At 65.9% G+C, this 24,928-nt stretch carries 25 protein-coding genes and 3 tRNA genes; 19 read left to right on the forward strand and 9 right to left on the reverse strand.

Annotated elements, in window-relative coordinates; translation table 11 throughout:
• Position 1 precedes the first annotated feature (1 nt).
• The 6 genes from denD to BN1136_RS14765 all read left to right on the forward strand — a co-directional run bounded on the left by denD (position 2) and on the right by BN1136_RS14765 (position 8,446).
• Entirely contained in the window at positions 2-976 is a 975-nt protein-coding gene (gene denD / locus BN1136_RS14740; RefSeq protein ID WP_231557895.1) for a D-erythronate dehydrogenase, read from the forward strand.
• Positions 973-2,478 carry a GntP family permease gene (locus tag BN1136_RS14745; RefSeq protein WP_043758484.1) on the forward strand — a complete coding sequence of 502 codons (1,506 nt, stop codon included), beginning with the start codon at positions 973-975 and terminating at the stop codon, positions 2,476-2,478. Before denD ends, BN1136_RS14745 begins: the two co-directional genes overlap by 4 nt.
• 90 nt (positions 2,479-2,568) lie before the next feature.
• Positions 2,569-3,459, forward strand: coding sequence for a DMT family transporter (locus BN1136_RS14750; protein ID WP_043758482.1), 891 nt, complete (start codon positions 2,569-2,571; stop codon positions 3,457-3,459).
• A gap of 59 nt (positions 3,460-3,518) precedes the next feature.
• Positions 3,519-5,459, forward strand: a complete 1,941-nt coding sequence (locus BN1136_RS14755; RefSeq protein WP_043758478.1) for a methyl-accepting chemotaxis protein — start codon at positions 3,519-3,521, stop codon at positions 5,457-5,459.
• Positions 5,460-6,100: 641 nt separating this feature from the next.
• Complete coding sequence (locus BN1136_RS14760) at positions 6,101-7,501, forward strand: OprD family outer membrane porin (RefSeq protein ID WP_043758476.1); 1,401 nt, start codon at positions 6,101-6,103, stop codon at positions 7,499-7,501.
• A 114-nt stretch (positions 7,502-7,615) separates the two neighbouring features.
• Positions 7,616-8,446, forward strand: a complete 831-nt coding sequence (locus tag BN1136_RS14765; RefSeq protein WP_043808788.1) for an SDR family oxidoreductase — start codon at positions 7,616-7,618, stop codon at positions 8,444-8,446.
• Positions 8,447-8,494: 48 nt separating this feature from the next.
• Here BN1136_RS14765 and BN1136_RS14770 read toward each other — a convergent pair whose 3' ends face one another.
• Positions 8,495-8,827, reverse strand: a complete 333-nt coding sequence (locus BN1136_RS14770; RefSeq protein ID WP_043758474.1) for a DUF1904 family protein — start codon at positions 8,825-8,827, stop codon at positions 8,495-8,497.
• A gap of 70 nt (positions 8,828-8,897) precedes the next feature.
• On the opposite strand from BN1136_RS14770, the gene BN1136_RS14775 reads away from it, so the two are divergent.
• From BN1136_RS14775 to BN1136_RS14795, 6 genes are all read left to right on the forward strand, one after another.
• A complete protein-coding gene (locus BN1136_RS14775; protein WP_043758471.1) occupies positions 8,898-9,785 on the forward strand; it encodes a TraB/GumN family protein in 888 nt (295 codons plus the stop codon).
• Between the two features lie 156 nt (positions 9,786-9,941).
• Entirely contained in the window at positions 9,942-10,091 is a 150-nt protein-coding gene (locus tag BN1136_RS19970; protein ID WP_010673287.1) for a DUF3149 domain-containing protein, read from the forward strand.
• Between the two features lie 151 nt (positions 10,092-10,242).
• Positions 10,243-10,824: a DNA endonuclease SmrA gene (gene smrA / locus BN1136_RS14780; protein WP_043758470.1), complete on the forward strand. Its 582-nt coding sequence runs from the start codon at positions 10,243-10,245 to the stop codon at positions 10,822-10,824.
• Positions 10,825-10,930: 106 nt separating this feature from the next.
• Positions 10,931-12,409 carry a carboxypeptidase M32 gene (locus BN1136_RS14785; protein ID WP_043758468.1) on the forward strand — a complete coding sequence of 493 codons (1,479 nt, stop codon included), beginning with the start codon at positions 10,931-10,933 and terminating at the stop codon, positions 12,407-12,409.
• 139 nt (positions 12,410-12,548) lie between these two features.
• Complete coding sequence (locus BN1136_RS14790; RefSeq protein WP_043758466.1) at positions 12,549-14,057, forward strand: DNA-3-methyladenine glycosylase 2 family protein; 1,509 nt, start codon at positions 12,549-12,551, stop codon at positions 14,055-14,057.
• Positions 14,054-14,530 (forward strand): methylated-DNA--[protein]-cysteine S-methyltransferase, encoded by a 477-nt coding sequence (locus tag BN1136_RS14795; protein ID WP_043758464.1) that lies wholly within the window; start codon positions 14,054-14,056, stop codon positions 14,528-14,530. The genes BN1136_RS14790 and BN1136_RS14795 overlap by 4 nt, the downstream gene beginning before the upstream one ends.
• Before the next feature lie 29 nt (positions 14,531-14,559).
• Here BN1136_RS14795 and BN1136_RS14800 read toward each other — a convergent pair whose 3' ends face one another.
• Positions 14,560-14,973 (reverse strand): helix-turn-helix domain-containing protein, encoded by a 414-nt coding sequence (locus BN1136_RS14800; protein WP_043758461.1) that lies wholly within the window; start codon positions 14,971-14,973, stop codon positions 14,560-14,562.
• A 73-nt stretch (positions 14,974-15,046) separates the two neighbouring features.
• Here BN1136_RS14800 and BN1136_RS14805 point away from each other — a divergent pair, with 73 nt between their 5' ends.
• Complete coding sequence (locus tag BN1136_RS14805; protein ID WP_043758459.1) at positions 15,047-15,538, forward strand: DUF2938 domain-containing protein; 492 nt, start codon at positions 15,047-15,049, stop codon at positions 15,536-15,538.
• Here BN1136_RS14805 and BN1136_RS14810 read toward each other — a convergent pair.
• The 6 genes from BN1136_RS14810 to BN1136_RS14835 all read right to left on the reverse strand — a co-directional run bounded on the left by BN1136_RS14810 (position 15,535) and on the right by BN1136_RS14835 (position 20,743).
• Positions 15,535-16,200 (reverse strand): class I SAM-dependent methyltransferase, encoded by a 666-nt coding sequence (locus BN1136_RS14810; RefSeq protein WP_043758456.1) that lies wholly within the window; start codon positions 16,198-16,200, stop codon positions 15,535-15,537. The two genes, BN1136_RS14805 and BN1136_RS14810, sit on opposite strands and share 4 nt — an antisense overlap.
• Before the next feature lie 110 nt (positions 16,201-16,310).
• A complete protein-coding gene (locus BN1136_RS14815; RefSeq protein WP_043758454.1) occupies positions 16,311-16,568 on the reverse strand; it encodes a DUF1272 domain-containing protein in 258 nt (85 codons plus the stop codon).
• A 30-nt stretch (positions 16,569-16,598) separates the two neighbouring features.
• Positions 16,599-16,928 (reverse strand): DHCW motif cupin fold protein, encoded by a 330-nt coding sequence (locus tag BN1136_RS14820; RefSeq protein WP_043758452.1) that lies wholly within the window; start codon positions 16,926-16,928, stop codon positions 16,599-16,601.
• Positions 16,929-17,043: 115 nt separating this feature from the next.
• Positions 17,044-18,921 (reverse strand): peptidase U32 family protein, encoded by a 1,878-nt coding sequence (locus BN1136_RS14825; protein WP_043758593.1) that lies wholly within the window; start codon positions 18,919-18,921, stop codon positions 17,044-17,046.
• Positions 18,922-19,050: 129 nt separating this feature from the next.
• A complete protein-coding gene (locus tag BN1136_RS14830) occupies positions 19,051-19,662 on the reverse strand; it encodes a LysE family translocator (protein WP_043758450.1) in 612 nt (203 codons plus the stop codon).
• 127 nt (positions 19,663-19,789) lie between these two features.
• Positions 19,790-20,743, reverse strand: coding sequence for a LysR family transcriptional regulator (locus BN1136_RS14835; RefSeq protein ID WP_043758591.1), 954 nt, complete (start codon positions 20,741-20,743; stop codon positions 19,790-19,792).
• Positions 20,744-20,942: 199 nt separating this feature from the next.
• Between BN1136_RS14835 and BN1136_RS14840 the strand changes: the two genes are divergently transcribed.
• The 5 genes from BN1136_RS14840 to BN1136_RS14860 all read left to right on the forward strand — a co-directional run bounded on the left by BN1136_RS14840 (position 20,943) and on the right by BN1136_RS14860 (position 23,027).
• Positions 20,943-22,031, forward strand: coding sequence for a ketoacyl-ACP synthase III (locus BN1136_RS14840; RefSeq protein ID WP_043758589.1), 1,089 nt, complete (start codon positions 20,943-20,945; stop codon positions 22,029-22,031).
• 255 nt (positions 22,032-22,286) lie between these two features.
• A tRNA-Tyr gene (locus BN1136_RS14845) sits at positions 22,287-22,371 on the forward strand.
• 32 nt (positions 22,372-22,403) lie between these two features.
• A tRNA-Tyr gene (locus tag BN1136_RS14850) sits at positions 22,404-22,488 on the forward strand.
• Between the two features lie 30 nt (positions 22,489-22,518).
• Positions 22,519-22,603, forward strand: a tRNA-Tyr gene (locus tag BN1136_RS14855).
• A gap of 136 nt (positions 22,604-22,739) precedes the next feature.
• Positions 22,740-23,027 carry a hypothetical protein gene (locus BN1136_RS14860; protein WP_043758448.1) on the forward strand — a complete coding sequence of 96 codons (288 nt, stop codon included), beginning with the start codon at positions 22,740-22,742 and terminating at the stop codon, positions 23,025-23,027.
• On the opposite strand, the gene BN1136_RS14865 is transcribed toward BN1136_RS14860, so the two are convergent.
• On the reverse strand, positions 22,981-23,877 hold the full coding sequence (locus BN1136_RS14865; protein WP_043758444.1) for a patatin-like phospholipase family protein: 897 nt from the start codon (positions 23,875-23,877) through the stop codon (positions 22,981-22,983). The genes BN1136_RS14860 and BN1136_RS14865 overlap by 47 nt on opposite strands.
• A gap of 222 nt (positions 23,878-24,099) precedes the next feature.
• On the opposite strand from BN1136_RS14865, the gene BN1136_RS14875 reads away from it, so the two are divergent.
• A partial coding sequence (locus BN1136_RS14875) for an endonuclease/exonuclease/phosphatase family protein (protein ID WP_043808794.1) occupies positions 24,100-24,928 on the forward strand: 829 nt, incomplete at its 3' end.

Genomic DNA, 24,928 nt, shown 5'->3' on the forward strand with positions numbered 1-24,928 from the left:
CATGAACGAGTCTGAGGATAACAAGATGCAGATCATCATCACCGGCGGCGGTGGCTTCCTGGGCCAGAAACTGGCCCGGGCCCTGCTGCAAGGCCCCCACCCCTTCACCGAGCTGCTGCTGGTGGACATCCAGCAGCCGCAATCCCCCCTGCCGGACCCCAGGGTTCGCTGCCTGCGGGCCGACCTCACCGAACCCGGTGTCGCCGAGTCCCTCATCAGCGAGCGGACCGCCGTGGTTTACCACCTGGCCGCCATCGTCAGCAGCCACGCGGAGCAGGACTTCGATCTGGGCTGGAAGGTGAACCTGGACACCACCCGCACCCTGCTGGAGGCGTGCCGCCATGCCCGGCCCGGCATCCGCTTCGTCTTCACCAGCTCCCTCGCCGTCTATGGCGGCCCACTGCCGGAGCTGGTGAACGACGGCACCGCGCTGACCCCCACCTCCTCCTACGGTGCCCAGAAGGCCATGGGGGAACTGCTGGTCAACGACTACAGCCGCAAGGGCTTCGTCGACGGTCTGGTATTGCGCCTGCCCACCATCTGCGTGCGCCCGGGCAAGCCGAACCGCGCAGCCTCGTCGTTCGTCAGCAGCATCATCCGCGAGCCGCTGCAAGGGGAGAGCGCCCTCTGCCCGGTGAGCCCGGATCTGCGCCTGTGGCTCTCCAGCCCCGCCACCGTGGTCGCGAACTTCCTGCTGGCGGCCAGGCTCCCCGCCACCGGTGACGCCCGCAGCATCAACCTGCCCGGCATCAGCGTGACCGTCGGCGAAATGCTGGAGGCCCTCGCCAGAGTCGGGGGGCAGGAGGCTCTGGAACGGGTGCAGTTTGCCGCCGATCCGGCCATCGAGCGCATCGTGGCCAGCTGGCCGGGACGCATCGACAACCAGCGGGCCTGCGCCCTCGGCTTCGCGGCAGACAGGACGTTTGCCGACATCATCGACAGTTTCATCACCCATGACATGCAGGAGGCATCATGAGCGACATCCCTACCCCCATCATCGGTCTCATCATCGCGGTCTTCGTGCTGGTGTTTCTGGTCATCCGTACCCGGGTGCACGCCCTGATCGCCATGCTGGCGGCGGCCTGCATCGCCGGGATCACCGGCGGCATGACCATCGACAAGACCCTCACCGTGATCACCCAGGGCTTTGGCTCCACCCTTGGCAGCATCGGCATCGTCATCGGCCTCGGGGTCATGATGGGTCGCCTGCTTGAGGTCTCCGGCGCCGCCGAACAGATCGCCTACAGCTTCATCAAGTGGCTCGGCAAGCGCCGCGAGGAGTGGGCCCTGGCCATCACGGGCTATATCGTCAGCATCCCCATCTTCGTGGACTCCGCCTTCGTCATCCTCTATCCGGTTGCCAAGGCGCTGGCAAAAAGCGGCAAGCGCTCCCTGCTCACCCTGGGAGTGGCGCTCGCGGGCGGCCTGGTGGTGACCCACCACACGGTACCGCCGACCCCGGGCCCGCTCGGTGTCGCCGGCCTGTTTGGCGTGGACATCGGTGCCATGCTGCTGACCGGCATGGCCCTGGCCATCCCCTGCGTGCTCGGCATCGTCTTCTACGCCCAGTGGCTCGACAAGAAGTACCCCGAGTTCGGTGCCCAGACGGCCCAGACCCCGGACGAACTGCAGGCCACCTACGAGCAGTACATCAAGGAGAAGGAGGGCAAGACCCTGCCGAGCCTGACCCTGTCGCTGCTGCCGATCCTGGTGCCCATCGTGCTCATCTTCGTGAAGGCCATCTTCACCACCCTGGCCACCCTGGAGGGCATGGATGGCCTGATGGCGAACCCGCTGGTGCAGGGCGTCAACTTCATCGGCACCCCCATCATCGCGCTGGCCATCAGCGTGCTGCTGGCGGTCTATACCCTGGTGCCGCACATGGACAGGCACGCCACCGCCGCCCGCCTGGAAGAGGGGCTGCAATCCGCCGGCATCATACTGCTGGTGACCGGTGCCGGCGGGGCGCTGGGGGCCGTGCTGCGCGACAGCGGTGCGGGCCAACAGCTGGCTGAACAGATCGCCCAGCTGCCCATCTCCCCCATCCTGATCCCCTTCATCGTGGCGACCCTGGTACGCCTCATCCAGGGGTCCGGCACCGTGGCCATGGTGACGGCGGCTTCCATCTCCGCCCCCATACTGGCGCAGATCCCCGGGGTCAACATGCTGCTGGCCGCCCAGGCCGCCACCATGGGGTCGCTCTTCTTCGGTTACTTCAACGACAGCCTGTTCTGGGTGGTCAACCGCATGATGGGCATCTCGGACGTGAAGCAGCAGATGATCGTCTGGTCCATCCCGACCACCATCGCCTGGGCCATCGGCGGCACCGGCGTGGCCCTGCTGAACCTGATGTTCGGCTCCGGCGGTACCTGGTTCGACCCCGTGCTGCCGCTGCTGGTGCTGGCGCTCATCGTCTGGTACGTCAAGGGCCAGTCCCTGGCTCCGGTGGCCGACGCCATCCCGAGCCGGGAGTCATAATCCCGGGCGCCACGGCAACGCTGTGTGACGAGGGCCAGTCTGCTAGACTGGCCCTCTTTTTCGTTCATTCATCTTGCAAAGGAGTGTTGGATGTCTGCGTCTTCCTGGTGGGACAAGTCCACCGGCTTCGCCCTGCTCACCATCTTGCTGTGGGCCTCCCTCGCCGCGCTCACCTCCCGGATCACCAGCGTCTCGCCCCTGGTGCTGGTGGGGCTGGTGCTGCTGTTCTGCGGGGCGGGCACCCTGCCATTCTGGCGTCAGTGGCGCGCCAGCCCCCTCACCTGGCTGGTGACCATCACGGCCCTGCTGCTCTATCACCTGCTGCTGTTCACAAGCTTTCGCCACGCCCCCGTGCTGGAGGCGAACCTCATCAACTACCTCTGGCCGCTTTGCATCATCCTGTTCACCCCACTGCTGCTGCCGGGCCATCCCCTGAACCTGCGCCACCTGCTGGCCGGGGCCCTGGGTCTCGCGGGGTCGGTGCTGGTGATGGTCGATGGCAGCTTGCAGCTGCAGCAGGCGCACCTGCCGGGCTACCTGCTGGCCCTCGGCGCCGCCATCGTCTGGGGCGCCTACTCCGTGCTCTCCCGCCGCCTGCCCCCCGCGCCGGCGGTGGTGACGGCCGCCGCCTGCCTGCCCGCCGGGCTCCTGGCCCTGCTGCTGGCCTGGATGCTGGAAGGGCCCCTGCCCTTCGACCAGATCCCGACCGCGGACTGGCTGCTCATTGCCGGGCTCGCCCTCGGTCCCATGGGAGCGGCGTTCGTCACCTGGTATCTGGCGCTGCGGGACGGGGATCCTCGCCGCATCGGGGCGCTCGCCTACCTCACCCCCTTGCTGAGCACCCTGCTGCTGGTCTGGCTCAACGGCGAAGCGCTCACCCCGCGCCACCTGCTGGCGGGGGCCCTCATCATGGGCGGTGCCCTGCTCGGTCTGCTGGTGAAAAACCCCAAGACTCAGCCAGTTGCAGAGCCTCTGTCATAAAAACGCCATCAGGCCTGCTTAAGCTCGCGCCCATTGCGTGGTTCAAGCAGGAATCTGATGTGAAAATTGCCCACTATGCCTCCCTCTCCTCTCTCGTCTTGCTGCTGGTGGCCGGGGTGCAGGCCGCCGCCCTCTATCAGGGGTGGCAGCAGTTCAATCGGGCCGAACAGGCCCAGCGCCAGCAGGAGCAGCTGCAACGGCAGCTGAGCGGCCCGCTGCAGGGGGCGCTTCGCGACTACCTCGGCAGCGGGGATCCCCTGCTGCTGGCCCAGGCCCAGGGGGTGCGCCAGCAGGCGCTGGCGCTGCTGTCCAGCCTGGCGGATCCCCAGACCCAGCCGCTAAACGCCCGGCTTGAGCAGATGGGAGCACGCATCGACGGCGACTACCTGGCGGCGGGCAAGCTGTCGGGCAACAGCCAGTGGCTCCTGCAAAATGCCGAGAACGAGCTCGCCGCCCACGCCCGTACCCTGCTGCGCTATGGCCAGCAGGGGGCTGCCACCCCGGGAGCCGATCCCGCGCTCGCCGAACAGTATCGCCAGGGGGCCGCCGACATCCTGGCCGCCCTGCCCGCCCTCGCCCACCAGCGCCAGAACTACATGGAGCAGGCGAGCGCCAAGCGCCTCGAAGGGCTGCGTTTCGAGATCGCCGCCCTGCAAAAGCAAGCGGACGCTCTGGCGGCCCTGCCGAGCCTGAACCTCTTCAAGGAGGCCCCCGCCGACGAGTTCACCCTGGGGGAGCCGCAGCGCCAGGAGCTCGGGGATCTGCCCAAGGCCGAGCTGGTCTCCCTGCTCAAACGCTACCCCATGGAGCTCGAGAACAGCCGCAAGGCGCTGCAACAGCAGCAGGCCGCCCGTCAGATGGTGCAGCAGGACATCACCCACCTGCTGCAGGCGGGGGAGCAGCTCGGTGAGCGGCTCGCCGCCGCCCGCCAGACGGTGAACCGGGAGCTCGCCACCGTGCTCGGCGTGCTGGCACTCTGCCTGGTGGTGGTCGCCCTGCTGTTTGCCCTGGTGCAGCGCCGCTGGCTGGTCAGGCCGCTGCTGCAACTGCGGGCCGCCTTCCTGCAGCTCGATGCCACGGGTCAGGCGCAGCTGCTGGCCCAGGGGCGCGAGCGCAACGAACTGGCCGACATAGTCGCGAGCTACAACCGCCTGATCCAGCGGCTGCAGCAGGATCAACAGCAGAAGGCGGGGCAGCTCTCCAGCGTCTCCTCCAGCCTGCAGGAGATGGTGGCCCAGGTGCAGGAGATCCATCACAGCACCCGCACCACGGAGCAGGCGGTGGACGAGAGCGACACCATGATGCAGGAGCTCAACCAGCTCGCCAGCGAGGTGCATCAGGTCGCCGCCGAAATCGCCCAGCACGCCCAGCACAACGAACACTCCATGAGCCAGAGCGAGCGGCTGGTGGGAGGCATGCTGACGGCCACCGCCCAGACCGGGCTCGCCATCGACGAGAGCAGCGGCGCCCTGGCCCAGCTGACCCGCTCGGTGGAGGATGTGACCGCCATCGTCGACGTCATCGGCCACATCTCCCAGCAGACCAACCTGCTGGCCCTCAACGCCGCCATCGAGGCGGCCAGGGCCGGGGAGCAGGGACGCGGCTTCGCGGTCGTGGCCGACGAGGTGCGCCACCTCTCCGCCGATACCCAGCGATCCCTCGGCCAGATCACCGAGATCCTGGCGAGTCTCACCCAGGCGGGGGATCAGCTCGCCACCGTTCTGTCCCGCATCACCGCCGAGGCGGCCGGGCAGCGCCAGCAGGCCGAACAGCTGCGCCAGACCACCCAGACGGTGCGGGAGATGGCGCGCAGCACCGCCGTCATCGCCCTGCAGGGGGCCGACTACGCCAAGAGCCAGGAGCGCAGGCTGGCGAGCTTTGCCGACCTCATCGGCCGCATCAGCCAGCACGCCCGTCAGGGCAGCCGGCTCTCCGTCCAGGTGTCGGAGCACATCCACCACCAGGCCCAGCAGATCCCCCGGATCCTGAGCCAGGCCTGACTCCGGGCCCGGCACCACGCCGGGCCGCGGTTCCCCGCACGTCCCCTTCAGTCTCCAGCAAGAGCCAGCCGTCCCCCGGCGGGCTTGCCAGGCCGCCTCCCGAGCGGCTGCGTCCTCCCCTGGCACCCGCACAGGGGGCAGGCCTGATCCCCATGCCAGCATGATTGCGCCCGCCCCGGGGTCGGCCACATCTTTTTTTGTGACACAAAATTATATGTTGCCATCAAGTTAACAAAGAAAGTTCAGCCTTCTCGTCAAGATCCGCTCAGGATAACGGTGAACACACCTTGAAAGCGTTCTCATTGCCGACACACATGGGCTGGGAGTGCCCACATCAAGCATCATGATTATTTGCACTCGGTCATATTTTTGAAACTTGGCGGGAACTTCATGTTGATATTTCGCACCGCGAACGTACTCTTGGTGATGTCAGATCGCCAAGGATCCAGACTCAAAAAATAACGACTGAAACGATGCAGATTGTCCCGTGACGATGCGCCAAGGCATACGGACACAGGGACACGACACAGAGAATTTTTTTGCCCTTCGGGGTGTTGATTGCAATGCCAATACCGAGCGGCGGGCCCGTACCCGACTGCCGGATAAAAAAGCTAAGTCCATAAAATCAGGAGCAATAACAAATGGAAAAAGTGATCTTCAAGCGCGCCGCCTTGAGTGCCGCCGTGGTCGCGGCGCTGGTCGCCCCGGGAATGGCACTGGCTGCCCAGGACATGATGAGCCCGGAATACGGCAAGTCCTACCAGGCGTTCACCGACGATGCCAAAGTCACCGGCGGTCTGTTCTACTTCCAGCGTGAACGTGACCGCAAGCAGGCCGGCCCCGGCCAAGATGGCAAATACCACTCCAACCTGAGCCATGCCACCACCCAGGCAGCCCTGAACTTCAACTCCGGCTATGCCTGGGACGTCGTGGGTATCGATCTGGGCGGCTTCGGCGCCTATGACCTGGCCGTTGACGAGAGCAATGGCGTCAACGAAGAGAACGAATTCTCCTTCTGGGGCGACCAGTGGGGTTCAGGTGGTGACGGGGTTCCCGAGAACGGCTTCAGCCTCTCCAACGCCGCCCTGAAATTCAAGTTCGGTGAGCATGTCACCGCCAAGGGTGGTTATACCCAGCTCTACGTCCCGGGTATCCTGGGGGTCAACTGGTCCTATCAACCCGGTACCTACCGCGGCGGCCAGATCGAAGGCACCTTCGGCGGCCTCTACCTGACCTACGCCATCGCCGACGAGTACAAGGCTCCCTGGTTCAAGAACACCGCCGGCTTCTCCAAGAGCAGCCCCTACGCCAGCGATCCCTTCACCGATGCGAACAAAATCGACTACATCCACGGTCTGGCCGCGCGCTACACCTTCGAGAACGGCACCGCCATCACAGGTGGTTTCGGTCAGTCCGAAGGCTACATGGACAGCTACCACTTCAAGCTGGCTCACAAGTTCGACGTACTGGGTGGCCTGAACACCAGCTACCAGTTCTACGGCTCCGAGACCGACAACAACGATTACGATGGTCTGGCATGGCAACAGGCTCTGACCGCCAGCTGGAATTACGCCCAGTACGGCTTCCGTCTGGAAGGTCTGTGGACCAAGGCCGAGGGTGATCAGGGCAACTACCTGCCCCGTCTGACCCGCGGCTACGGCAACTCCCAGGGTGCGAACGAGATCTGGTGGGATTCCCGCTCTGACTGGAACCACAACGACGAGAAGGCCGTGTTCTTCGGCGTGACCCGTTCCCTGGATGATCTGGTGGGCGCACCGGGTTGGGGTGTCGGTGTCTCCGGTGCCTACGGCTGGGATGCCAACAACGGCGACAGCTCCCTGGAAGGCGGCAAAGAGTGGGCGGCGAACTTCGACGTCATGTACACGGTGCAGGATGGCAAGCTGAAGGGCACCCTGTTCAAGCTGCACTACACCGACTACAACAACGAACAGGACGACAAGGGCAGCTGGTACTACCCGAACATGTTCAGCTCCGAGCATGACGTCAAGTTCCACATCATCATGCCGTTCACCATCCTGTGATAACGCATCTGACGTGACCGAAAACCGGGCCCCTTGGCCCGGTTTTGTTTTTGGTGCGGCCACGCTACCATGCCGGTTCGGGCCACCCGCAGGCCGCCAATCAGGATGATCCTCATGCCCCACCCCTTCGTGCTTGTCACCGGCTGCTCCAGCGGCATCGGCCTCGCCGCCGCCAAGGCGCTCGGCGCCCACGGCTTCACCGTCATCGCCTCCGCCCGCAAGGCCGGGGACGTCGCCCTGTTGCAGCAGCAGGGTCTCTTGGCGGTGCAGCTGGATCTCGCCGACACCGCCAGCATAGAGCGCGGGGCGGCAGAGGCCCTGGCCCTGGCCGGGGGCCGCCTCTACGGTCTGTTCAACAACGGTGCCTACGGTCAGCCCGGCGCGCTGGAGGATCTCCCCACCGAGGCGCTCCGGGAGCAGTTCAACACCAACCTGTTCGGCTGGCATCACCTCATTCGTCAGGTGCTGCCCCCCATGCTGGCCGCAGGCGAGGGGCGCATCGTGCAGAACAGCTCCGTGCTCGGTCTGGTGGCCATGAAGTATCGCGGCGCCTACAACGCCAGCAAGTTCGCGCTGGAGGGCTACAGCGACACCCTGCGCCTGGAGCTCGCGGGCAGCGGCGTACACATCAGCCTGATAGAGCCCGGCCCCATCGACACCCGCTTTCGCGCCAATGCCCGGGACGCCTTCCTGCGCCACATCGACCCGAGTGCGAGCCGCCATCAGGCCGCTTATGCCCAGACGCTGGCCAGGCTGGAGCGCGAAGGGGGGGCCCGTGGCTTCACCCTGCCAAGCGAGGCCTGCATCCCGCCGCTGATCCACGCGCTCAGCAGCCGGCGCCCGAAGCACCGCTACCCCGTCACCTTCCCGACCCGGCTGTTCGCCGTGTTGCGCCGCCTGTTGCCAAGCCGCCTGCTGGACCGGCTGCTGATCAAATCCGCCTGACGCCAGACAAACGCCGCCCCGCAGCCAGAGGCCAGGGGGCGGCATCTTTCAGTAGTGCTGGCCGTTGCTGTAGTAGTGGGATTTCACGATGGGCAACACCTGCACCACCACATAGGTCTGCTCTCCCAGCACCGCCTTGAGATGACGGGTGATAAGCGCCGCGGCGGCGTCCTGCACCTCCTGCGGGCGCTCGAACCAGACCAGCTCCACGAAGGGGGAACCGGCCTCGATCACCCCGTCCCGCACCTGGGTCGTGGGGACGCACTCCAGGGTGACGAACTCCGGCTTGCCGCCGGTCAGGGCACAGAGCTCCTCCGTCAGGGGCACGCTTATCCGCTGAAGGGTGTCGACAGAAACTGCCCGAAAACGAAGGTGGGGCATGGGAAACCTCTTGGCTGTGACAAATGAGGACTTATCATAGAGCACTCATCCCGCTCACATAAGGTGCCTCATGAGATTCCATCCCACGCTGCTCTCCCTCCTGCTCTGCCTGCTGCTGCCGCTGCACGCCTTCGCGGATCCGGCCTTCTACCGCATCACCAAGGGCAAGGAGCAGCACTGGCTGCTGGGGTCCATCCATGCGGGCAAGCCCTCCCTCTACCCCCTGCCGGATCTCGTGGAGCGGGCCTGGCAACAGAGCCGGGCCCTGGTCATGGAGGTCGACATGACCCGCATCAGCCAGACCCAGTGGCAGGAGATGGGCGCCATCACGCGGCTGGTGGACGGCAAGACCCTCAAGGATCACCTGCCGGAGGATCTCTACCGGCGCACCCTGATCGCCGCCGGCCAGAACGGCCTGAACGAGAGCATGCTGGCCCCGCTGCGTCCCTGGTTTGCGGCCATCACCCTGACCCAGGCGGCCCTGGAGCGCACCGGTTTTCGCGGCGATCTCGGGGTGGATCAGCACTTCGCGAAACGGGCGAGCGACGGCGGCAAGCCCATCGTCGGGCTGGAGACCCTGCTGGAACAGCTCGGCTACCTCGCGAGCGTCGGCGACAACCAGACCCTGATGCTGGAGAGCACCCTGGATGAACTGCCCGAACTCGAGAAGGGGTTCGCCGCCGTGATGACGGCCTGGCAGCGTGGGGACGAGGCCACCCTCATCAGCCTGCTGAAGGAGGAGATGGCACCGCCCAAGCTGCAAGCCTGGCTGGAGCAGACCCTGCTGGCGAAGCGCAACCGCAACTGGATCAAGAAGTGGCCCGGCCTGCCGAACGAGAGTTTCATCGTGGTAGGGGCCCTGCATCTTTACGGCGAGCACGGGCTGCTCGCCCTGCTGGAGCAGCAGGGCTGGCGCATCACGCCGCTCACCGAGCCGGCCCCCGAGGGGGCGAAATAACGCCGTCTCCTGCGGGACGGCGGCTGGTGATGGGAGGCCGCTCACAGAATGGGTTGCCGATTAAACAACCAGAAGGGGACTTGATCGAGATCATCCCCACCCTCCCAAAGAGGTATCTATCATGCCTGTCATCGCCCAGTGACAGGAGTGAACGAAATGGAATTCTGGATGAACCTGATGTTCGGCAACAGCGTGGGGCTGATGTCCATGCTGGTGATCTTCGGCACCTTCCTGCTCATCAGCGCCTACGCGGTCTATTTCATCTACAAGGTGATGCACGCAGAGCCGCCGAAGGAAGGGCAATAACCCCAGGGGCCAGCCATAAAGGGAGGTGCACGCAGCGTCCCACCGTGCAAGACGCCCAGCCCGTGCGGGTGCCCCCTCGCCCACCCCGCCATTCTAAGCACAGGCCAGCCCCGCTATAATGGCTCCCTCATTCTCATGCGGGGAGCCTGCCGTGTCTCATAACGACGAACTCTCACTGTTCCTGCAGGAAGTGGCCGACGTGCGGCCGCTGCGCAGCGACCACATCGCCCCCACCGCGGGCAACAGCCAGCCGACCGAGGCGCAACTCGCGCGCCGCCAGGCCGCCACCGCCGAACAACTCACTCTGGATCACCTCGGCATGGAGGGGATCGAGATGCTGGATCCCCACGCCATCGTCGGCTTCAAGCGCGACGGCGTGCAGGAGGGGGTCTACAAGAAGCTGCGCCTCGGCAAGTACGAGCTGCAGGGCTCCCTCGATCTGCACCAGAAGACGCTCAACGAGGCGCGCACCGCCCTGGTGCAGTTCGTCCAGGAGTGCGAGGCGCGGGACATCCGCTGCCTGCTGATCCTGCACGGCAAGGGGGAGCGCAGCACGCCGCGCGCGCTGCTCAAGAGTCACGTCAGCGCCTGGTTGCCGCAACTGCCGGCGGTGATGGCCATGCACAGCGCCGAGCGGCGCCACGGCGGCAGCGGCGCGCTCTATGTGCTGCTGCGCAAGAGCGAGCGCAAGAAGGCGGAAAACCGCGAACGTCACCAGAAGCGCCTCGGCTGACTGCCTGAGGGTGGCACCACGGTGGATGGCAGTGCTAGCATCGGTCGGCCCCGATCATGCCAGGTACGGGGTGCATACCATCAGGGACGATAACAAGGACAATCCCATGTCATACCAGAAACTCGAACAACATCAGCAACAACTGCACCGCCTCTCCCACCTCTCCGCCATCTGCGGCTGGGATCAGGCCGCCATGATGCCGGAGGGGGGTAACGAGGCCCGCGCCGAGGCGATGGCGGAGCTCGGCGTGCTGATCCACGGCAAACGCACCGCCCCGGAACTCGGCGACTGGATTGCGGCGGCCGAGGGGGAAACCCTGGACGCGACCCAGCGCGCGAACCTGCACGAGATCAAACGCCAGTGGCAGGATGCGAGCCTGCTGCCGGGGGACCTCGTGGAGGCGCTGTCCCTCGCCGGCAGCAAGTGCGAGCACGCCTGGCGTCGCCAGCGCAAGGAGAACGACTGGGCAGGCTTTGCCCCGAACCTCGAGGAGGTGGTACGCCTGTCGCGGGAGGTGGCAACCTTGCGCGCCGAGGCGCTCGGGGTGCGCCCCTATGACGCCATGCTGGCGCTGTACGAACCCGGCATGACGAGCGCGAGGCTGGATCAGATCTTCGGCGATCTGACAAGCTGGCTGCCGGATCTTATCCAGCGCGTGAGTGAACGGCAGAAGAGCGACGTCATCCTGACGCCGAAGGGCCCCTTCCCGATCCCGACGCAGCAGGCGCTCGGTCAGGAGGTGATGGGGCTGCTCGGCTTTGATTTCGCGCACGGCCGGCTCGACGTGAGCAGCCACCCGTTCTGCGGCGGCGTGCCGACGGACGTGCGCATCACCACGCGCTACAACGAGCAGGAGTTCGTCTCCAGCCTGATGGGCATCGTCCACGAGACGGGCCACGCGCGTTACGAACAGGGCTTGCCGCGCGCACTGCTCGGCCAGCCGGTCGCCGAGGCGCGCTCCATGGGCATTCACGAGAGCCAGAGCCTGTTCTGCGAGATGCAGCTCGGCCATCACCCCGCGTTCCTCGCGCTGATTGCGCCGCGCATTCGCGCGCACTTCGGGGCACAGGATGCGCTCGCACCCGCGAACCTCGAGAAGCTGTACAACAGGGTCGAGCCCGGCTTTATCCGCGTCGATGCGGACGAGGTGACGTACCCGGCGCACGTCATCCTGCGCTACGAGCTGGAGCGCGACTTGATGGAAGGGCGCATCGAGGTCGCGGACATCCCCGAGCTGTGGGACGCGAAGATGCAGCAGTGGCTCGGCCTGTCCACAAAGGGCAACTACCAGAACGGCTGCATGCAGGACATCCACTGGACAGACGGCTCGTTTGGCTACTTCCCGAGCTACACGCTCGGCGCCATGTACGCGGCGCAGCTGCGCTTCGCGCTCGAACGTGAACTCGGTGACATGGGCACGCTCGTGGCGTCTGGCCGCCTACCGGATATCTTCGGCTGGCTCGGCCGCCACATCTGGTCCCAGGGCAGCCTGCACGGCACGGACGAGCTGATTCGCCGCGCGACCGGCGAGGCGCTCAATCCCCAGTGGCTGCGCAAGCACCTCGAACAGCGCTACCTGAAATAACCGCTCCCGGGCGCGACTCATCTCGCGCCCGCTTTCCCCCTGCCCGACTATTTTTGCTATTGCTGTCCGTTTCTGGCTAGTCACCCCCCTCGCACCCGCTTAGTCTCAGGCACATGCCCACAGCAATCCGAGTCATGCCATGACCACTGTCAGCCCACCCCCATCCCCCAGGGACGAGATCATCCCGGGCCTCACCCGGGAGCAGTGCCACGCCGCGCGGCTCGCACGCGATGCGCGCTTCGATGGCCGTTTCTTCACCGGCGTGCTGTCCACCGGCATCTATTGCCGCCCCGTGTGCCCGGCGCGGGCACCGCACGAGCACAACGTGCAGTATTTTCGCTTCGCGGCGGCGGCGGAGCAGCACGGACTTCGCCCCTGCCTGCGCTGTCGCCCCGAACTCGCACCGGCGCAGAGCGGGGATCTGCCGCCGCTTGTCGCCCAGGTGCTGGCGCGCATCGAGCGCGGCGAGCTCGCGGAGCACAGCCTGGGCACGCTCGCGGCGCAGGCCGGGATCACGGAGCGCACGCTGAGGCGCCAGTTCGAGCAACACCTCGGCGCGTCGCCGAAACAGGTGGAGCAGACGCGTCGCCTGCTGCTCGCGAAACGGCTGCTGACGGAGACGCGCCTGCCGATCACGGACGTGGCGTTTGCCGCAGGCTTTGCGAGCATTCGTCGCTTCAACGACGCCTGGCTTCAGGCGTATGGCATGGCGCCGGGCGCCCTGCGCAAGCAGGAAGGGGGGATTGGCGAGGCGGCGCCGCAATCGAACCTGCAACTGCACCTGCTGTATCGCCCGCAGTTCGATGCGCAGGCCATGCTCGCGTTCTACCGGCTGCGCGCGATTCCGGGGCTGGAGCGGGTGGATGAGCACGGTTACGAGCGCCGTCACCGGGTCGGCGAGCAGGAGGGGCTCATCCGCATCGAGCCCGTCGAGGGGGAGAGACTCAGACTGACGGTGCGGGATCTGCCGCCGGGCGCTCTGCCGGACATCCTGTACCGCGTGCGCCGCATGTGGGATCTCGACGCCGACATGGGCCGCATCGGCGAACACCTGGGGCAGGATCCGCTGCTCGCCGGCATCCAGGAGCGCTGGCCCGGGGTGCGGCTGCCGGGGGGCTGGGATGAATACGAGGTGATGCTGCGCGCCATCGTCGGCCAGCAGGTGTCGGTCAAGGGCGCCATCACCATCATGGGGCGCCTGGTGGCACGCACCCTGGCGCAGTTCGGCACGGCGCAGCTGCCCACGCCGGCCCAGCTGTGCGAGCTCAATCTGGACGGCATCGGCATGCCGGGCAGCCGCATCCGCACGTTGCAAGGGCTGGCCTCGGCGCTCGCGAGCGGCGCGCTCACCCTGGGCACGGCAAGCGATGAGCAGTTGCTCGCACTACCGGGCATAGGGCCCTGGACAGTGGCCTACTGGCGGCTGCGCTGCGGGCTGGACACGGACGCCTTCCCCGCCTCGGATCTCGTGCTGCAAAAGGCGCTCGGGGGCGGGAACAAGCTGCCGGTGAAGGAGGCAGAGGCGCGAAGCGCCCCCTGGCAGCCGTGGCGCGCCTATGCCGCAAGCTGGCTGTGGCACGCCATGAGCGAGCAACCGGCGCTGCTCACCCAACCCGGACACGAACAAGACGAGGAGAAAACATCATGATCCGTTACGACTTTCTGGAGACCCCGTGCGGCCGGCTGCTGATCGCCATCGACGGGCGCGGCCTGGTGCACGTGGACTTCGTGGCCGGGCTGCGGCCGTTGCCCGACATGCGGGACTGGCTGCAGGACGGCGAGGCGCTCGCCCCCTTCCTCGCCGAGTTTGAGGCCTACTTCGCAGGGCGCTTGCAGCGCTTCACCCTGCCGCTCGCGGCGCGGGGCACGGCGTTTCAACAGGCGGTGTGGCGGGCGCTGTGCGACATCCCCTACGGGGAGACCCGCAGCTATGGCGACATCGCCCGCGCCATCGGCAAACCGAGCGCGGTGCGGGCGGTGGGGGCCGCAAACGGGCGCAATCCGCTCTCCATCATAGTCCCCTGCCACCGGGTGATCGGCCAGAACGGCAGCCTCACCGGCTATGCGGGGGGCCTGCCCATCAAGCAGGCGCTGCTGGCGCTGGAGGGAAGTGACGCCTGAGAAAGCGGCCTGCTCGCCCCAGCCTCGCCTCAGGCGCGCGGCGGTTTGCGTCTCTGGATGACGCCACGGGCAGCGGCCCCCAGCAGGCGGCGAAAGGTGGGACAGCTCATGTGGCTCGGCGCCGGGCAGATGGCGGCATGGCGCAGACCGTCGCGCATGGCGGTCAGCTGCACTATGGTGCGATCCAGCTCTTCGGCCTTGTGCAGCAGCTGCTCCCTGTCTATCTCGGGACGCCCGTCGTCCCCGAACATACGTGCGATCTCGTCCAGCGAGAAACCCGCCGCCCGCCCCAGGGCGATGAGCGCCAGGCGCTCCAGCACGCTGGCCGCAAACTGGCGCCTGATGCCCTGACGGCCAAGAGCCTGGATCAGCCCCTTCTCCTCGTAGAAACGCAAGGTCGAGGCAGGCACCCCGGACCGCTTCACCACCTCGGATATATCCACACGCCCCCCTTGACCTCAAGTCGACTTGAAGTCGTACGCTAGCGTCCGTGTCATTACAAGGGAAGAGAAAATCATGAACACTGTGTTTTCCGTGCTGTTGATCGGGGTCGGTGCAACGGCCTTGATGGATCTGTGGGGCGTAGTGCGCAAGCCGCTGCTGGGCATGCCGCTGCCGAGCTACACCATGATGGGGCGCTGGATCGGTCACATGGGCCAGGGCCGATTCCGTCATGAGGCCATTGGCGCGGCCAGCCCCATCCCGGGGGAAAGCCTCATCGGCTGGAGCGCCCACTACCTCATCGGTATCGCCTTCGCCGCCCTGCTGATCGCCACCCAGGGCCAAGACTGGCTGCTGGCGCCCACGCCGGGCCCGGCCCTCGCCCTGGGCCTGGTCACAGTGGCGGCCCCGTTTCTTGTCATGCAGCCCTGCATGGGGGCTGGCATCGCCGCCTCCCGCACACCCCACCCCGCCTCGGCCCGGGTTCACAGCCTGATCAACCATGCCGTGTTCGGCCTGGGGCTGTATCTCTCTGGCTGGGCGCTGCACACCCTGTTAGGGGGCTAACGCCGCTGCGCCAGCCAGCCGTGAAAGCCCAGCGCCTGAAAGAAGCGGTGCGCCGCCGTGAAACCGGCCCCTTGCAGCAGGTGCCGGGTCTGCCCCTCGTCCAGCGTGACGAAATCCTCCCCGAGGCGGCGCACCATCTGCTCACAGGCAGGAGGCGGCAGACCGGCGAGGGCGGCCTGCAACCCCATGGCTTTGCGCTCAAGCGGGTCAGTGGGCGCCATCAGGTCCGCCAGCAGCAGGGGGGCACCGGGCACGAGTTGGCGGGCGATTTCTCCAAGCAGCGCAGCTTTCTGCGACAGGGGCAGAAAATGCAGCACCAGCAGGCAGAGGGCTCCATCACATGGCTTATCCACCACAGGCAACGGGCCCAGGTGCCAGCACACCCTCTCTCCCATGCCCGCCTGCTCGGCCCGCATCCTGGCCTGGGCCAGCATGTCCGCCGAGATATCCTGGGCCAAAAAGGTCCAGTGGGGGCAGAGACGGCCAAGCAGCACCAACTCGCTGCCCGTGCCCACCCCCACCAGCAGTACCCGGGCCTGCTGGCCCAGCGCGGCCATCAGCCGTGAGGCACAAAGCTGGTGCAGCAGCTCGTAGCCTGGCACCAGCAGGGGGATGCGGCTGTCATAGGCCTTAGCCCCTTCTCCGTCGAATCGCTCCGTCATCTTTTGCTCCTTGGTGTGAGCCCCCTTGATAGGGGCTGCCGCCGGGAGAAGGTCAAGAGCCACAGGGGCGAGCCAGTTGCCAGCCCAGCCCTTCCCATGAAGAGAGGGCCCTAGCGCCCCTTGCCCAGCGCCGCTTTCAGATCCGGATTGAAGACGCGCTGGAGGGAGGCGGGGTTGTTCACCAGCTTGGCCGCCGGGCGGCGGGGGCGCCTGACCAGCTCGCCGCCACAGTTCGGGCAGGTCAGGTGCAGATACTGATCGTTGCACTCGGCGCAGAAGGTGCACTCGAAGGAGCAGATGTAGGCCGCCGCCGTGTCGGCGGGCAGATCCCGGTCACAGCGTTCGCAGTTGGGTCTGAGTTCCAGCATGGCAAGCTCCGGGGGAAACGGGAAAACGGCTCAGTCGACGATAAAGAGGCGAGCGCCCAGTTCGGTGTAGGAGCGATGGGGTTCGGCGTTGTCCGCCACCTGGTAGCTCATGCCCGGCGTCAGGGTGAAGACGCGGCCATCCTGCAACTCGGTGTGCAGCTCCCCTTCGAGGCAGAGCAGCACATGGCCCTTGTTGCACCAGTGATCCGCCAGATACCCGGGGGAGTACTCCACCATTCGCACCCGCAGATCCCCGAACTGTCGGGTGTGCCAGCGGGCGACGCCGCGCTCTCCCTGGTGTTCGGTCGGCGGGACCTCGGCCCAGTTCGTGGTGCAAAACGGCAGTGCATCGATGTTCATGACAGCTCCTTTGTCAGTTGAGGGGTTGGGGCTGCTTAGAGAGACAAGCCCCTGGGCAGCGCCACCCCATACTGCCATCTAATCCGCACCCGCCCCATCCCCACACGGGCAGCCGTCAGCGCTTGAGGCTGCCCATCACCTGCATCTCGCAGCGGTGGCAGTCAAAGCGCAGGCGGAAACTCTCCTTGCCCATCTTGAGCTCCAGGGGTTCGGCCTTGAGGCCGGGCACCTCCTTGGGGCAGAGGTGCTGGCTGTAGCGGATGCAGTGTTTGGTGATCATCAGCATCACCTCCCGCTCCTCCTTGTTCGCCTCAAAGGCGGGGGCGATGCGCTCTACCCCATGTTCGCGGAAGAACTGCTCCGCCGCGCTGTTCAGCACGTTGCCGAGGTAGGATAGGCGGTGCTGGGGGTAGACGGCATCGCGCAAGGGGATGCGCCGCTCGGGTCGCCGGTAGGCGGCCAGTCGCGCCGTCTCCAGGGCAGCGATGCCATCCCGGCGCAGACCGTTAAGCTGTGAAGCAGCAATAAAGAGGGGAGTGGTGAATGCCAGCTCAATCTGGCGCGCCACAAACAGGGTGTTGCCGAGTTTACCGAGCTGGTCGCGCGCCTGTTGCAGCGCCCGCGCCGGGTTGTCAGCCGTCTGCTTGTCGCAGGGGAGCGTGACGGTGGCGCCAATGCCCTGCTCGTCGGTCAGGGTGAGACTCAATCCCTCGTCGCACTCACCGAGCCGCATGTCGACCCGGATGCGGCGATCCGCGCTCGGCTTTTCGAGCAGCTTGCTAAAGGCCTGATCGTGATTGCGGAAGATCTCGGTGCCCACCTTGAGGCCAGGCATGGGTTCCGACAGCAGTAACCGCTTGCTCTGTGCCTTCTCCTCCACTTTATTGAGGCGCATGCCCACCAGCTCGCCCCCTGGCTTGAAGAAGCCGAGGCCGTCACCGTTGTTGAGGGTCACGGGCTGGCCGTCGATCTCTATCCCGTCCTTGTTCACCCTGGTGACGCGCCCGAGCGGCTCCCCCACGTATTTCGGGCTGCGGGGGGAGTCGATCCCCGGCTGTCGGCCATGGAGGAAGTAGTCGGTGCTGCCGCGGTTGAAGCTCTTTTTGGGATCCGGTGTGAAGCCGTAGGTGCAACGGCCGGCCGAGGAGGCCACCAGATCGGAGCGGCTCTCCAGGATGGCGTCCAGCTTCTGGCGATACCAGGCGGTGACGTTCTTGACGTAATCCAGCCCCTTGAGGCGCCCCTCTATCTTGAAGGAGCGGATCCCTGCGGCGACCAGCGCCTCCAGGTTCGCGCTCTGATCCATGTCTTTCAAGGAGAGCAGGTGGCTGTTCTCCACCAGCACCTCGCCACCCGGGGTCTGCAGGGAGCAGGGCAGCCGGCAGAGCTGGGCGCACTCGCCGCGATTCGCGCTGCGCCCGGTGCGGGCGTGGCTGATGTTGCACTGACCGCTGTAAGAGACGCACAGGGCGCCGTGGATGAAGAACTCCAGCTGCACGCTGGTGGCGGCGCTGATCTCGCGGATCTGCGCCAAAGACAGTTCCCGTGCCAGCACCACCTGGGAGAAGCCCACGTCCTGCAGAAACTTCACCTTCTCCGGGGTGCGGTTGTCGGTCTGGGTGCTGGCGTGCAGCGCGATGGGGGGGAGGTCGAGCGCCAGCAGCCCCATGTCCTGCACGATGAGGGCGTCGGCTCCGGCCTCATAAATCTGGTGCGTCAGGCGCCGGGCCTGCTCCAGCTCGTGGTCGTGCAGCAGGGTGTTGAAGGCGACGAAGACCTGGGCGCCAAAGCGGTGGGCGTGGCGGGCGAGCGCCTCGATATCCTCGATGCTGTTGCCCGCGGCGCTGCGGGCACCGAAGGCGGGGCCCCCCATGTAGACGGCATCGGCGCCGTGGTTGATGGCCTCGATGCCATAGGCGAGGTTCTTCGCCGGGGCCAGCAGCTCGAGGCGGTTCTGTTCGGGGGGCGCGAGGCGCGGGGTCTGATCGTGCATGGTCTGGTCCCAGAGGAGCGACAAATGGCCGCCACTCTAGCGAGCCCCGGCTCCCCTCGCCTTGATCCCGCTTAAGATCACCGCAGAATGCAGGATTGGATCAGACCCTGCTCTCCCTTGAGAAGCGGATCAAATGACCACCTTGAGCGCCAATCCCAGCAACACCAGGCCGCTTATCTTGTCGATGATAAAGGACTTGGCCTTGAGCCAGGCGAGCACGGGCCCCCGGGAGAGCACCAGGGCTACCAGCGCATACCAGAGCGCGTCTATGCCACCTGCGGTCAGCATCATGATCCCCCCCTCCCGCCAGCCGGTATCGGCGTGTACGAACTGGCTGAACAGGGCGATAAAGAAGATGGCGAGCTGGGGGTTCAAGAAGGCCACCATAAAGCCCTCGAACGCCCCCTGACGGCCCCGTGGCGGATGCCCCTCCTCGCTACCGGTCTCGCCGCCTGCCGGCTTGGCCAGCAGCGCCTTGACCCCGAGCCAGGCGAGGAAAGCGGCGCCACCGTAACGGATGAGATCGAACAGCAGCGGGGTCTGGGTGATCAAGATGGCGAGGCCGAGCGCCGTGATCAGGGCGTAGATCCCCACCCCCAGGCCGTGGCCGAGCGCCGTCACCACCCCATGGCCCTGGCCCCCCTGCACTGTGTTGCGGATAATCAATGCCAGGCTCGGCCCCGGGGCGATGGCCCCCATCACGCAGATGGCGGCCAGCGCCAGCCAACTCGTCAATTCCATACCCTTTCCTTCCTCTGTCGAATGTCGGTTCAGGCGATCAGAGTAGGGGGCGGCCAGCTATGCAAGAAGTGAAAGTTATGAATAGATTTCATAGCCATTGGCTATGGTCTGGCACCCGCTGCCGGTGCTAGCCGGGCTGGCCTCCCCCCGACGCCAGCTGCTTGCGGCTCTCCCCCAGGGTGAACTGCAGATGATCCCGCAGGAAGGGATAGGCCAGCTCGCGAAACCAGCGGTGGGCCGGATCCAGGTGGTGGCGCTGGTGCCACAGCAGATGATACTGCTGGACCCGGGTGGCGAAGGGGAGATCGCAGAAGCTCAGGGCGTGCTCCCGGGAGAGCTGCCAGGCGATGTGGGCCGGGGTGGTCATCAGACAGTCGGTGCGCAGCAGCACCTCCACCGCCGCCTGGAAGAAGGGCACCCGGGCAAACCAGCGGCGGGAGAGCCCGAGGGGAGCCAGCACCTGCTCCACCGGGCTGTCCTTGTCGCCGCCGCCGCTCACCTGCAGGTGGGGCCAGGCGAGGTACTCCTCCAGGGTGGGGGCCGTGCCCGCGAGCGGGTGGTGGCGCCCCATCAGCACCACCAGCCTGTCCTCCCCTTGGTGCAGCCCCCGGATCTGATCCGGCACCAGCTCGGTGATGGTGGAGACCATGTCCAGCTCCGACTGCCAGAGCTGGGGCAGCAGGCGCTTGTCCCACAGGCTGTACTCCAGCGCCGCTTGGGGGGCGGCCTTCGCCAGCGCCGCGCAGATGTCCGGCAGGATGTGCTGGGCCACGTAGTCGGAGGAGGCGAGCCGGAATACCCGCTCGCAGTGCTCCGGGGCAAACTCCGGCGCCTCGTAGAGCCGCTCCAGGGCGCCGAGGGAATCGGCAAGCTGGGCCGCCAGCGCCTCCGCCCTCGGGGTCAGCAGCCAGCGCTGCCCCTCCCGCACCAGCAGCTCATCGCCAAACTCGCTGCGCAGCTGGCCAAGCTGCTTGCTGATGGAGGGCTGACTCAGGTGCAGCAACTCCGCCGCCCGGCTGATGTTGCGGGTCTCCAGCAGCACCTTGAGGGTGGGCAGGAGGTTGAGATTCGCTTTGTGCACTGGGATCACCTCGGGTGGCGGCAGGCTGGGTCGGGCCTTCATCTTAAGACAAGGGAGAGCGGGAATTTAAGCAAAATCACGGTCTTGCCCCTCTCCTCTCCCCTGCACGCTCCCGTCCGCTGGATGACAGTGGCGGCCCCGTGCGTCATAATTGCGCAATTTTCCGCCCCGGGCGGCCATCACGATAAGCGACGACAAGATGAAATACGCCAATATCACCGGTTGGGGAAAGTGCCTGCCCCCCGCAGCGCTGACCAATGATGACCTCAGCACCATCATGGACACCTCGGACGAGTGGATCTACCCGCGCACCGGCATCAAGGCCCGTCGGGTCTCCCACGTCAGCACCACGGCGCTCGCCACCCTGGCCGCCCGCCGCGCCCTGGCCTGCGCCGGCCTGGACGCCGCCGCCATTGATGGCATCATCCTGGCCACCGCCACCCCGGGCACCCTGGTGCCCAATGGCGCCTCCGCCGTGCAGCAGGCCCTCGGTGCCCACAAGGCTGCGGTATTCGACCTCAACGCCGCCTGCACCGGCTTCGTCTATGCGCTCTCGGTCGCCACCTCCCTGGTACAGACCGGCATGATGCAGCGAGTGCTGGTGATCGGCGCCGAGCGCCTGACCCAGCTGCTGGACTGGGCCAAACGCGACACCGCCGTGCTGTTTGGTGACGGTGCCGGCGCCGTGATCATCGAGGCAAGCGAGCAGGAGAGCGGCCTGATCGCGAACAAACTCGGCTGCGACAGCGAGGCGCGGGAGATCCTGCACGTGCCGAACTTCGGTACGGATCGGGTGCGTTTCGCCGACATCGACGGCCTCTTCACGTTCAACTTCGAGGGGCAGGAGATCTTCAAGCGCGCCGTGCGCGGCATGGGCGAGGCCACCGGCACCGTGCTGGCCCAGGCTGGCATCGCCCCGGAGCAGGTCGATCTCATCGTGCCGCACCAGGCGAACGTGCGCATCATCGAGACCCTGGCCAAGCGCATGAACGCCTCCATGGAGAAGGTGATGGTCAACATCGAGCAGTACGGCAACACCTCCGCCGCCACCGTGCCCATCGCCCTGTGCGAGGCGCTGGAGCAGGGCCGGGTCAAGCCGAACAGCTACCTGCTGACCGCCGCCTTCGGGGCCGGTCTCACCTGGGGGGCCGCCCTCATCAAGTGGGGGGATCGTGTCACCCCCCTCGCCCTGTGTGAGGACGAGCTGCCCCCCTGCGATCACAGCGCCCTGGAACTCATCTCCCATGCGGTGCAGGGTTGCCAACAGGCCCGCACTCAGGACGCCTGACCTCCCCGTCGGGGCTACCACCCCGTCACCGATAAAATGAGGAGCCCGCGCGGCTCCTTTTTTATTTCCCGTCTACTCTTTCCCGCCTTCTGACCTCTCCCTGCGAGACATCGGGGCGGTATAAAAGTCATCGAAAAGCGTGAATTTTGAGCGAAACATATCAAAAAATAACCACTTGACACTTTTTTGTCGTCAGAATGAGGCCAAGGGGTTCACAACCTTGCCGGATCTGGTAGTATGCGGCCTCGCACTTGGGGAGGGGTTCCCGAGCGGCCAAAGGGATCAGACTGTAAATCTGACGGCTCTGCCTTCGAAGGTTCGAATCCTTCTCCCTCCACCATTCAAGTGCGAAAAATCAGGAAAATACCCCGTGGAGGGGTTCCCGAGCGGCCAAAGGGATCAGACTGTAAATCTGACGGCTCTGCCTTCGAAGGTTCGAATCCTTCTCCCTCCACCATCTTCCTGACACAATATGCACTGCCCCTGTGGAGGGGTTCCCGAGCGGCCAAAGGGATCAGACTGTAAATCTGACGGCTCTGCCTTCGAAGGTTCGAATCCTTCTCCCTCCACCATCCTTCAGAAAACCCGGCCTGGCGCCGGGTTTTCGCTTTTCCGGTCAGATTCCATTTGGCACTGTCAGATCTGACAATTGCCCTTCCCCCGCGTTTTCGAAACAGTAGTGATTCCAGTTGTTAAAGGAGCACACCTATGTTTGAAATCTGGGATGAGACGGGCCGCGAGCTGGGGCTGACACTGCCCGAGCTGCAGCAGCGCCTGCGTCAGTACCAGGGGGATGTCATGGTGCGCTACTTCAACCGCCTCGGCCTGCCGAGCACCCTCTTCCTCACCGTCCGTCAGGGATGCGCCTACCAGCGCTTCAAGGCCGGCAGCCCCCAGCTCGACTGGGACTGGCTAGCCCAGGCCATCCAGATGGCGCACACCCCAAAGTTCAGCGCGCCCCCGCTTGGCAAAGCGCCCCTCCAGGCGGCAAACTAGGGCCTGCGTTCGCGTCCTCCTGCGCCAGATAGGCCAGCCCCGCCTGCCACCCCATCTGATACCCCTGCTCCAGCCGATCCTTGTCCGTGGTCATGCGCCCGACCCGAAAGCCCGCAGGCGGCACTATGACCCGAACGCGGCAATCCCGGGGCGGCCGGCGGATGAAGTCGATGGCATCGTTGTAGCTTTGGTGGCGCGAGAGGCTCGCCCGGGCCAGGGCCGGGGTCTGGCGCAGCAGATAGCGGTGCAGGGCGGGCAGCCTGGGCGCCCGCTTGCGATAGCCCAGCGGCCGGGAGAGCACCACTGTGATGTCCCGCGCGCCCTGCTCGTAGGCGTGGCGCACCGGGATGGAGTCCGCCACCCCGCCGTCCGTCATGGCCTCCCCTCCGATGCGCACGAAGTGCCGGTAGGCGAGCGGCACCGAGCAGGAGGCCTTGATCTGCTGCTCCAGCTCGGCGGCAGTTGCCCTGAGGTAAGCCGCCTGACCGTCCGCCACCCGGGTGGTCACCACGGTCAGCGGCACCGGATTGGCGGCGAAGTGCGCGAGATCCAGCCTGATCTCCCGGATGGTGATCCCCCACAGCCAGTCGAGATCGAGCCAGTGGCCGCCCCGCAGGAACTTGCCGAAGTTGATGAACTCGGGGCGGCAGGAGTAGTCGGTGATGACCCTGTGGTTGCGTCCCTGCTGCCCCGCCAGATAGGCCGCCAGGTTGACCGCCCCCGCCGAGACCCCGATGCAGTGATCGAACTGTGTCTTCCCCTTCGCCAGGAAAGCGTCCAGCACGCCGGCGGCAAAGATGCCTCGCATGGCGCCCCCCTCGACCACCAGGGCCGTTTGTTGCCGACTCATCCCGCCTCCCGTTCCTGCCGTCCATGACGCTGGTTTCGGCCCAGCCTGGCCGTGTGAATGTGCTTGAAGCCTGCCCCGTCCATGACCAGATTCCGGATGACTCTGTGAATGACCACACACTTTGGTTCATTCAGAGCCCAGTTTCCGGACAGGCTCCCTATAATGGCCGCGCCTCGCCTGACCCTATCGAGGCATAACATCTTGATGCTACGGAATATTACAATGAAAAACATCCCCAAAACCCTGCTTGCGGCTGCCATTTCCCTCGGATTGATGGCAGGCTGCAACAGCCAGAACGACTCCGAGACCCCGACGCCCATGGTTCGCTTCGCCACCTTCAACCTCTCCTTCGATCGCACCGCCGCCGGCATGCTCGCCGGTGAACTGGCCCTGAGCCGCGCCGAGCAGGATGCCCTGCTGGCCCGCCTCGCCGACGGCACCCTGAGCGGCGTCGAGAAGACCAGGGCCCTCGACGTGCAGCAGATCCGCAACATCGCCGAGATTGTGCAGCGCACCCGCCCCGACGTCTTCCTGCTCAACGAATTCGACAATGACGGCAAGGGAGCCGATACCACGGACCTCAAAGCCTTCAACGACAACTACCTGGCCCATGCCCAGCACGACGAGGTAACCGCCATCCGCTACCCGGTGATGCAGAACTTTGCCACCAACACCGGCCTGATGAGCGGCCATGACCTCAACCTGGACGGCAAGCGCAACAACGGGCCCGACGACGCCTGGGGCTTTGGCAACTATCACGGCCAGTACGCCTTCGCCGTGATGTCCCAGTACCCCATCGATACCAAGGGGATCCGCACCTTCCAGCACTTCAAGTGGAAGGACATGCCGGGCGAAGCGAACCCCGTCATCGACGACTGCAACAATGCCAGGGCGCCGATCCCGGTCGGCCGCCAGTGTGGCGATGCCTGGTATGACGACGCCGCCTGGCAGGCCTTCCCGCTCTCGTCCAAGAACCACGCCGACGTGCCGGTGCGCATCAAGCGCGGCAACAAGGAGGAGGTGATCCACTTCCTCATCTCCCACCCGACCC

The organism is Aeromonas taiwanensis, from assembly GCF_000820165.1.
GTDB classification, from domain to species: domain Bacteria; phylum Pseudomonadota; class Gammaproteobacteria; order Enterobacterales; family Aeromonadaceae; genus Aeromonas; species Aeromonas taiwanensis.

What these genes read in the sequence shown, in the direction of transcription:
- BN1136_RS14810 (WP_043758456.1), bottom strand. Translation starts at nt 16,200, where the DNA reads ATGACGGAGCGATTCGACGGAGAAGGGGCTAAGGCCTATGACAGCCGC.
- BN1136_RS14790 (WP_043758466.1), top strand. Translation starts at nt 12,549, where the DNA reads ATGACCACTGTCAGCCCACCCCCATCCCCCAGGGACGAGATCATCCCG.
- BN1136_RS14825 (WP_043758593.1), bottom strand. Translation starts at nt 18,921, where the DNA reads ATGCACGATCAGACCCCGCGCCTCGCGCCCCCCGAACAGAACCGCCTC.
- BN1136_RS14840 (WP_043758589.1), top strand. Translation starts at nt 20,943, where the DNA reads ATGAAATACGCCAATATCACCGGTTGGGGAAAGTGCCTGCCCCCCGCA.
- BN1136_RS14785 (WP_043758468.1), top strand. Translation starts at nt 10,931, where the DNA reads ATGTCATACCAGAAACTCGAACAACATCAGCAACAACTGCACCGCCTC.
- BN1136_RS14795 (WP_043758464.1), top strand. Translation starts at nt 14,054, where the DNA reads ATGATCCGTTACGACTTTCTGGAGACCCCGTGCGGCCGGCTGCTGATC.
- BN1136_RS14815 (WP_043758454.1), bottom strand. Translation starts at nt 16,568, where the DNA reads ATGCTGGAACTCAGACCCAACTGCGAACGCTGTGACCGGGATCTGCCC.
- BN1136_RS14750 (WP_043758482.1), top strand. Translation starts at nt 2,569, where the DNA reads ATGTCTGCGTCTTCCTGGTGGGACAAGTCCACCGGCTTCGCCCTGCTC.
- BN1136_RS14765 (WP_043808788.1), top strand. Translation starts at nt 7,616, where the DNA reads ATGCCCCACCCCTTCGTGCTTGTCACCGGCTGCTCCAGCGGCATCGGC.
- BN1136_RS14770 (WP_043758474.1), bottom strand. Translation starts at nt 8,827, where the DNA reads ATGCCCCACCTTCGTTTTCGGGCAGTTTCTGTCGACACCCTTCAGCGG.
- BN1136_RS14820 (WP_043758452.1), bottom strand. Translation starts at nt 16,928, where the DNA reads ATGAACATCGATGCACTGCCGTTTTGCACCACGAACTGGGCCGAGGTC.
- BN1136_RS19970 (WP_010673287.1), top strand. Translation starts at nt 9,942, where the DNA reads ATGGAATTCTGGATGAACCTGATGTTCGGCAACAGCGTGGGGCTGATG.
- denD (WP_231557895.1), top strand. Translation starts at nt 2, where the DNA reads ATGAACGAGTCTGAGGATAACAAGATGCAGATCATCATCACCGGCGGC.
- BN1136_RS14805 (WP_043758459.1), top strand. Translation starts at nt 15,047, where the DNA reads ATGAACACTGTGTTTTCCGTGCTGTTGATCGGGGTCGGTGCAACGGCC.
- BN1136_RS14860 (WP_043758448.1), top strand. Translation starts at nt 22,740, where the DNA reads ATGTTTGAAATCTGGGATGAGACGGGCCGCGAGCTGGGGCTGACACTG.
- BN1136_RS14830 (WP_043758450.1), bottom strand. Translation starts at nt 19,662, where the DNA reads ATGGAATTGACGAGTTGGCTGGCGCTGGCCGCCATCTGCGTGATGGGG.
- BN1136_RS14745 (WP_043758484.1), top strand. Translation starts at nt 973, where the DNA reads ATGAGCGACATCCCTACCCCCATCATCGGTCTCATCATCGCGGTCTTC.
- BN1136_RS14775 (WP_043758471.1), top strand. Translation starts at nt 8,898, where the DNA reads ATGAGATTCCATCCCACGCTGCTCTCCCTCCTGCTCTGCCTGCTGCTG.
- BN1136_RS14760 (WP_043758476.1), top strand. Translation starts at nt 6,101, where the DNA reads ATGGAAAAAGTGATCTTCAAGCGCGCCGCCTTGAGTGCCGCCGTGGTC.
- BN1136_RS14865 (WP_043758444.1), bottom strand. Translation starts at nt 23,877, where the DNA reads ATGAGTCGGCAACAAACGGCCCTGGTGGTCGAGGGGGGCGCCATGCGA.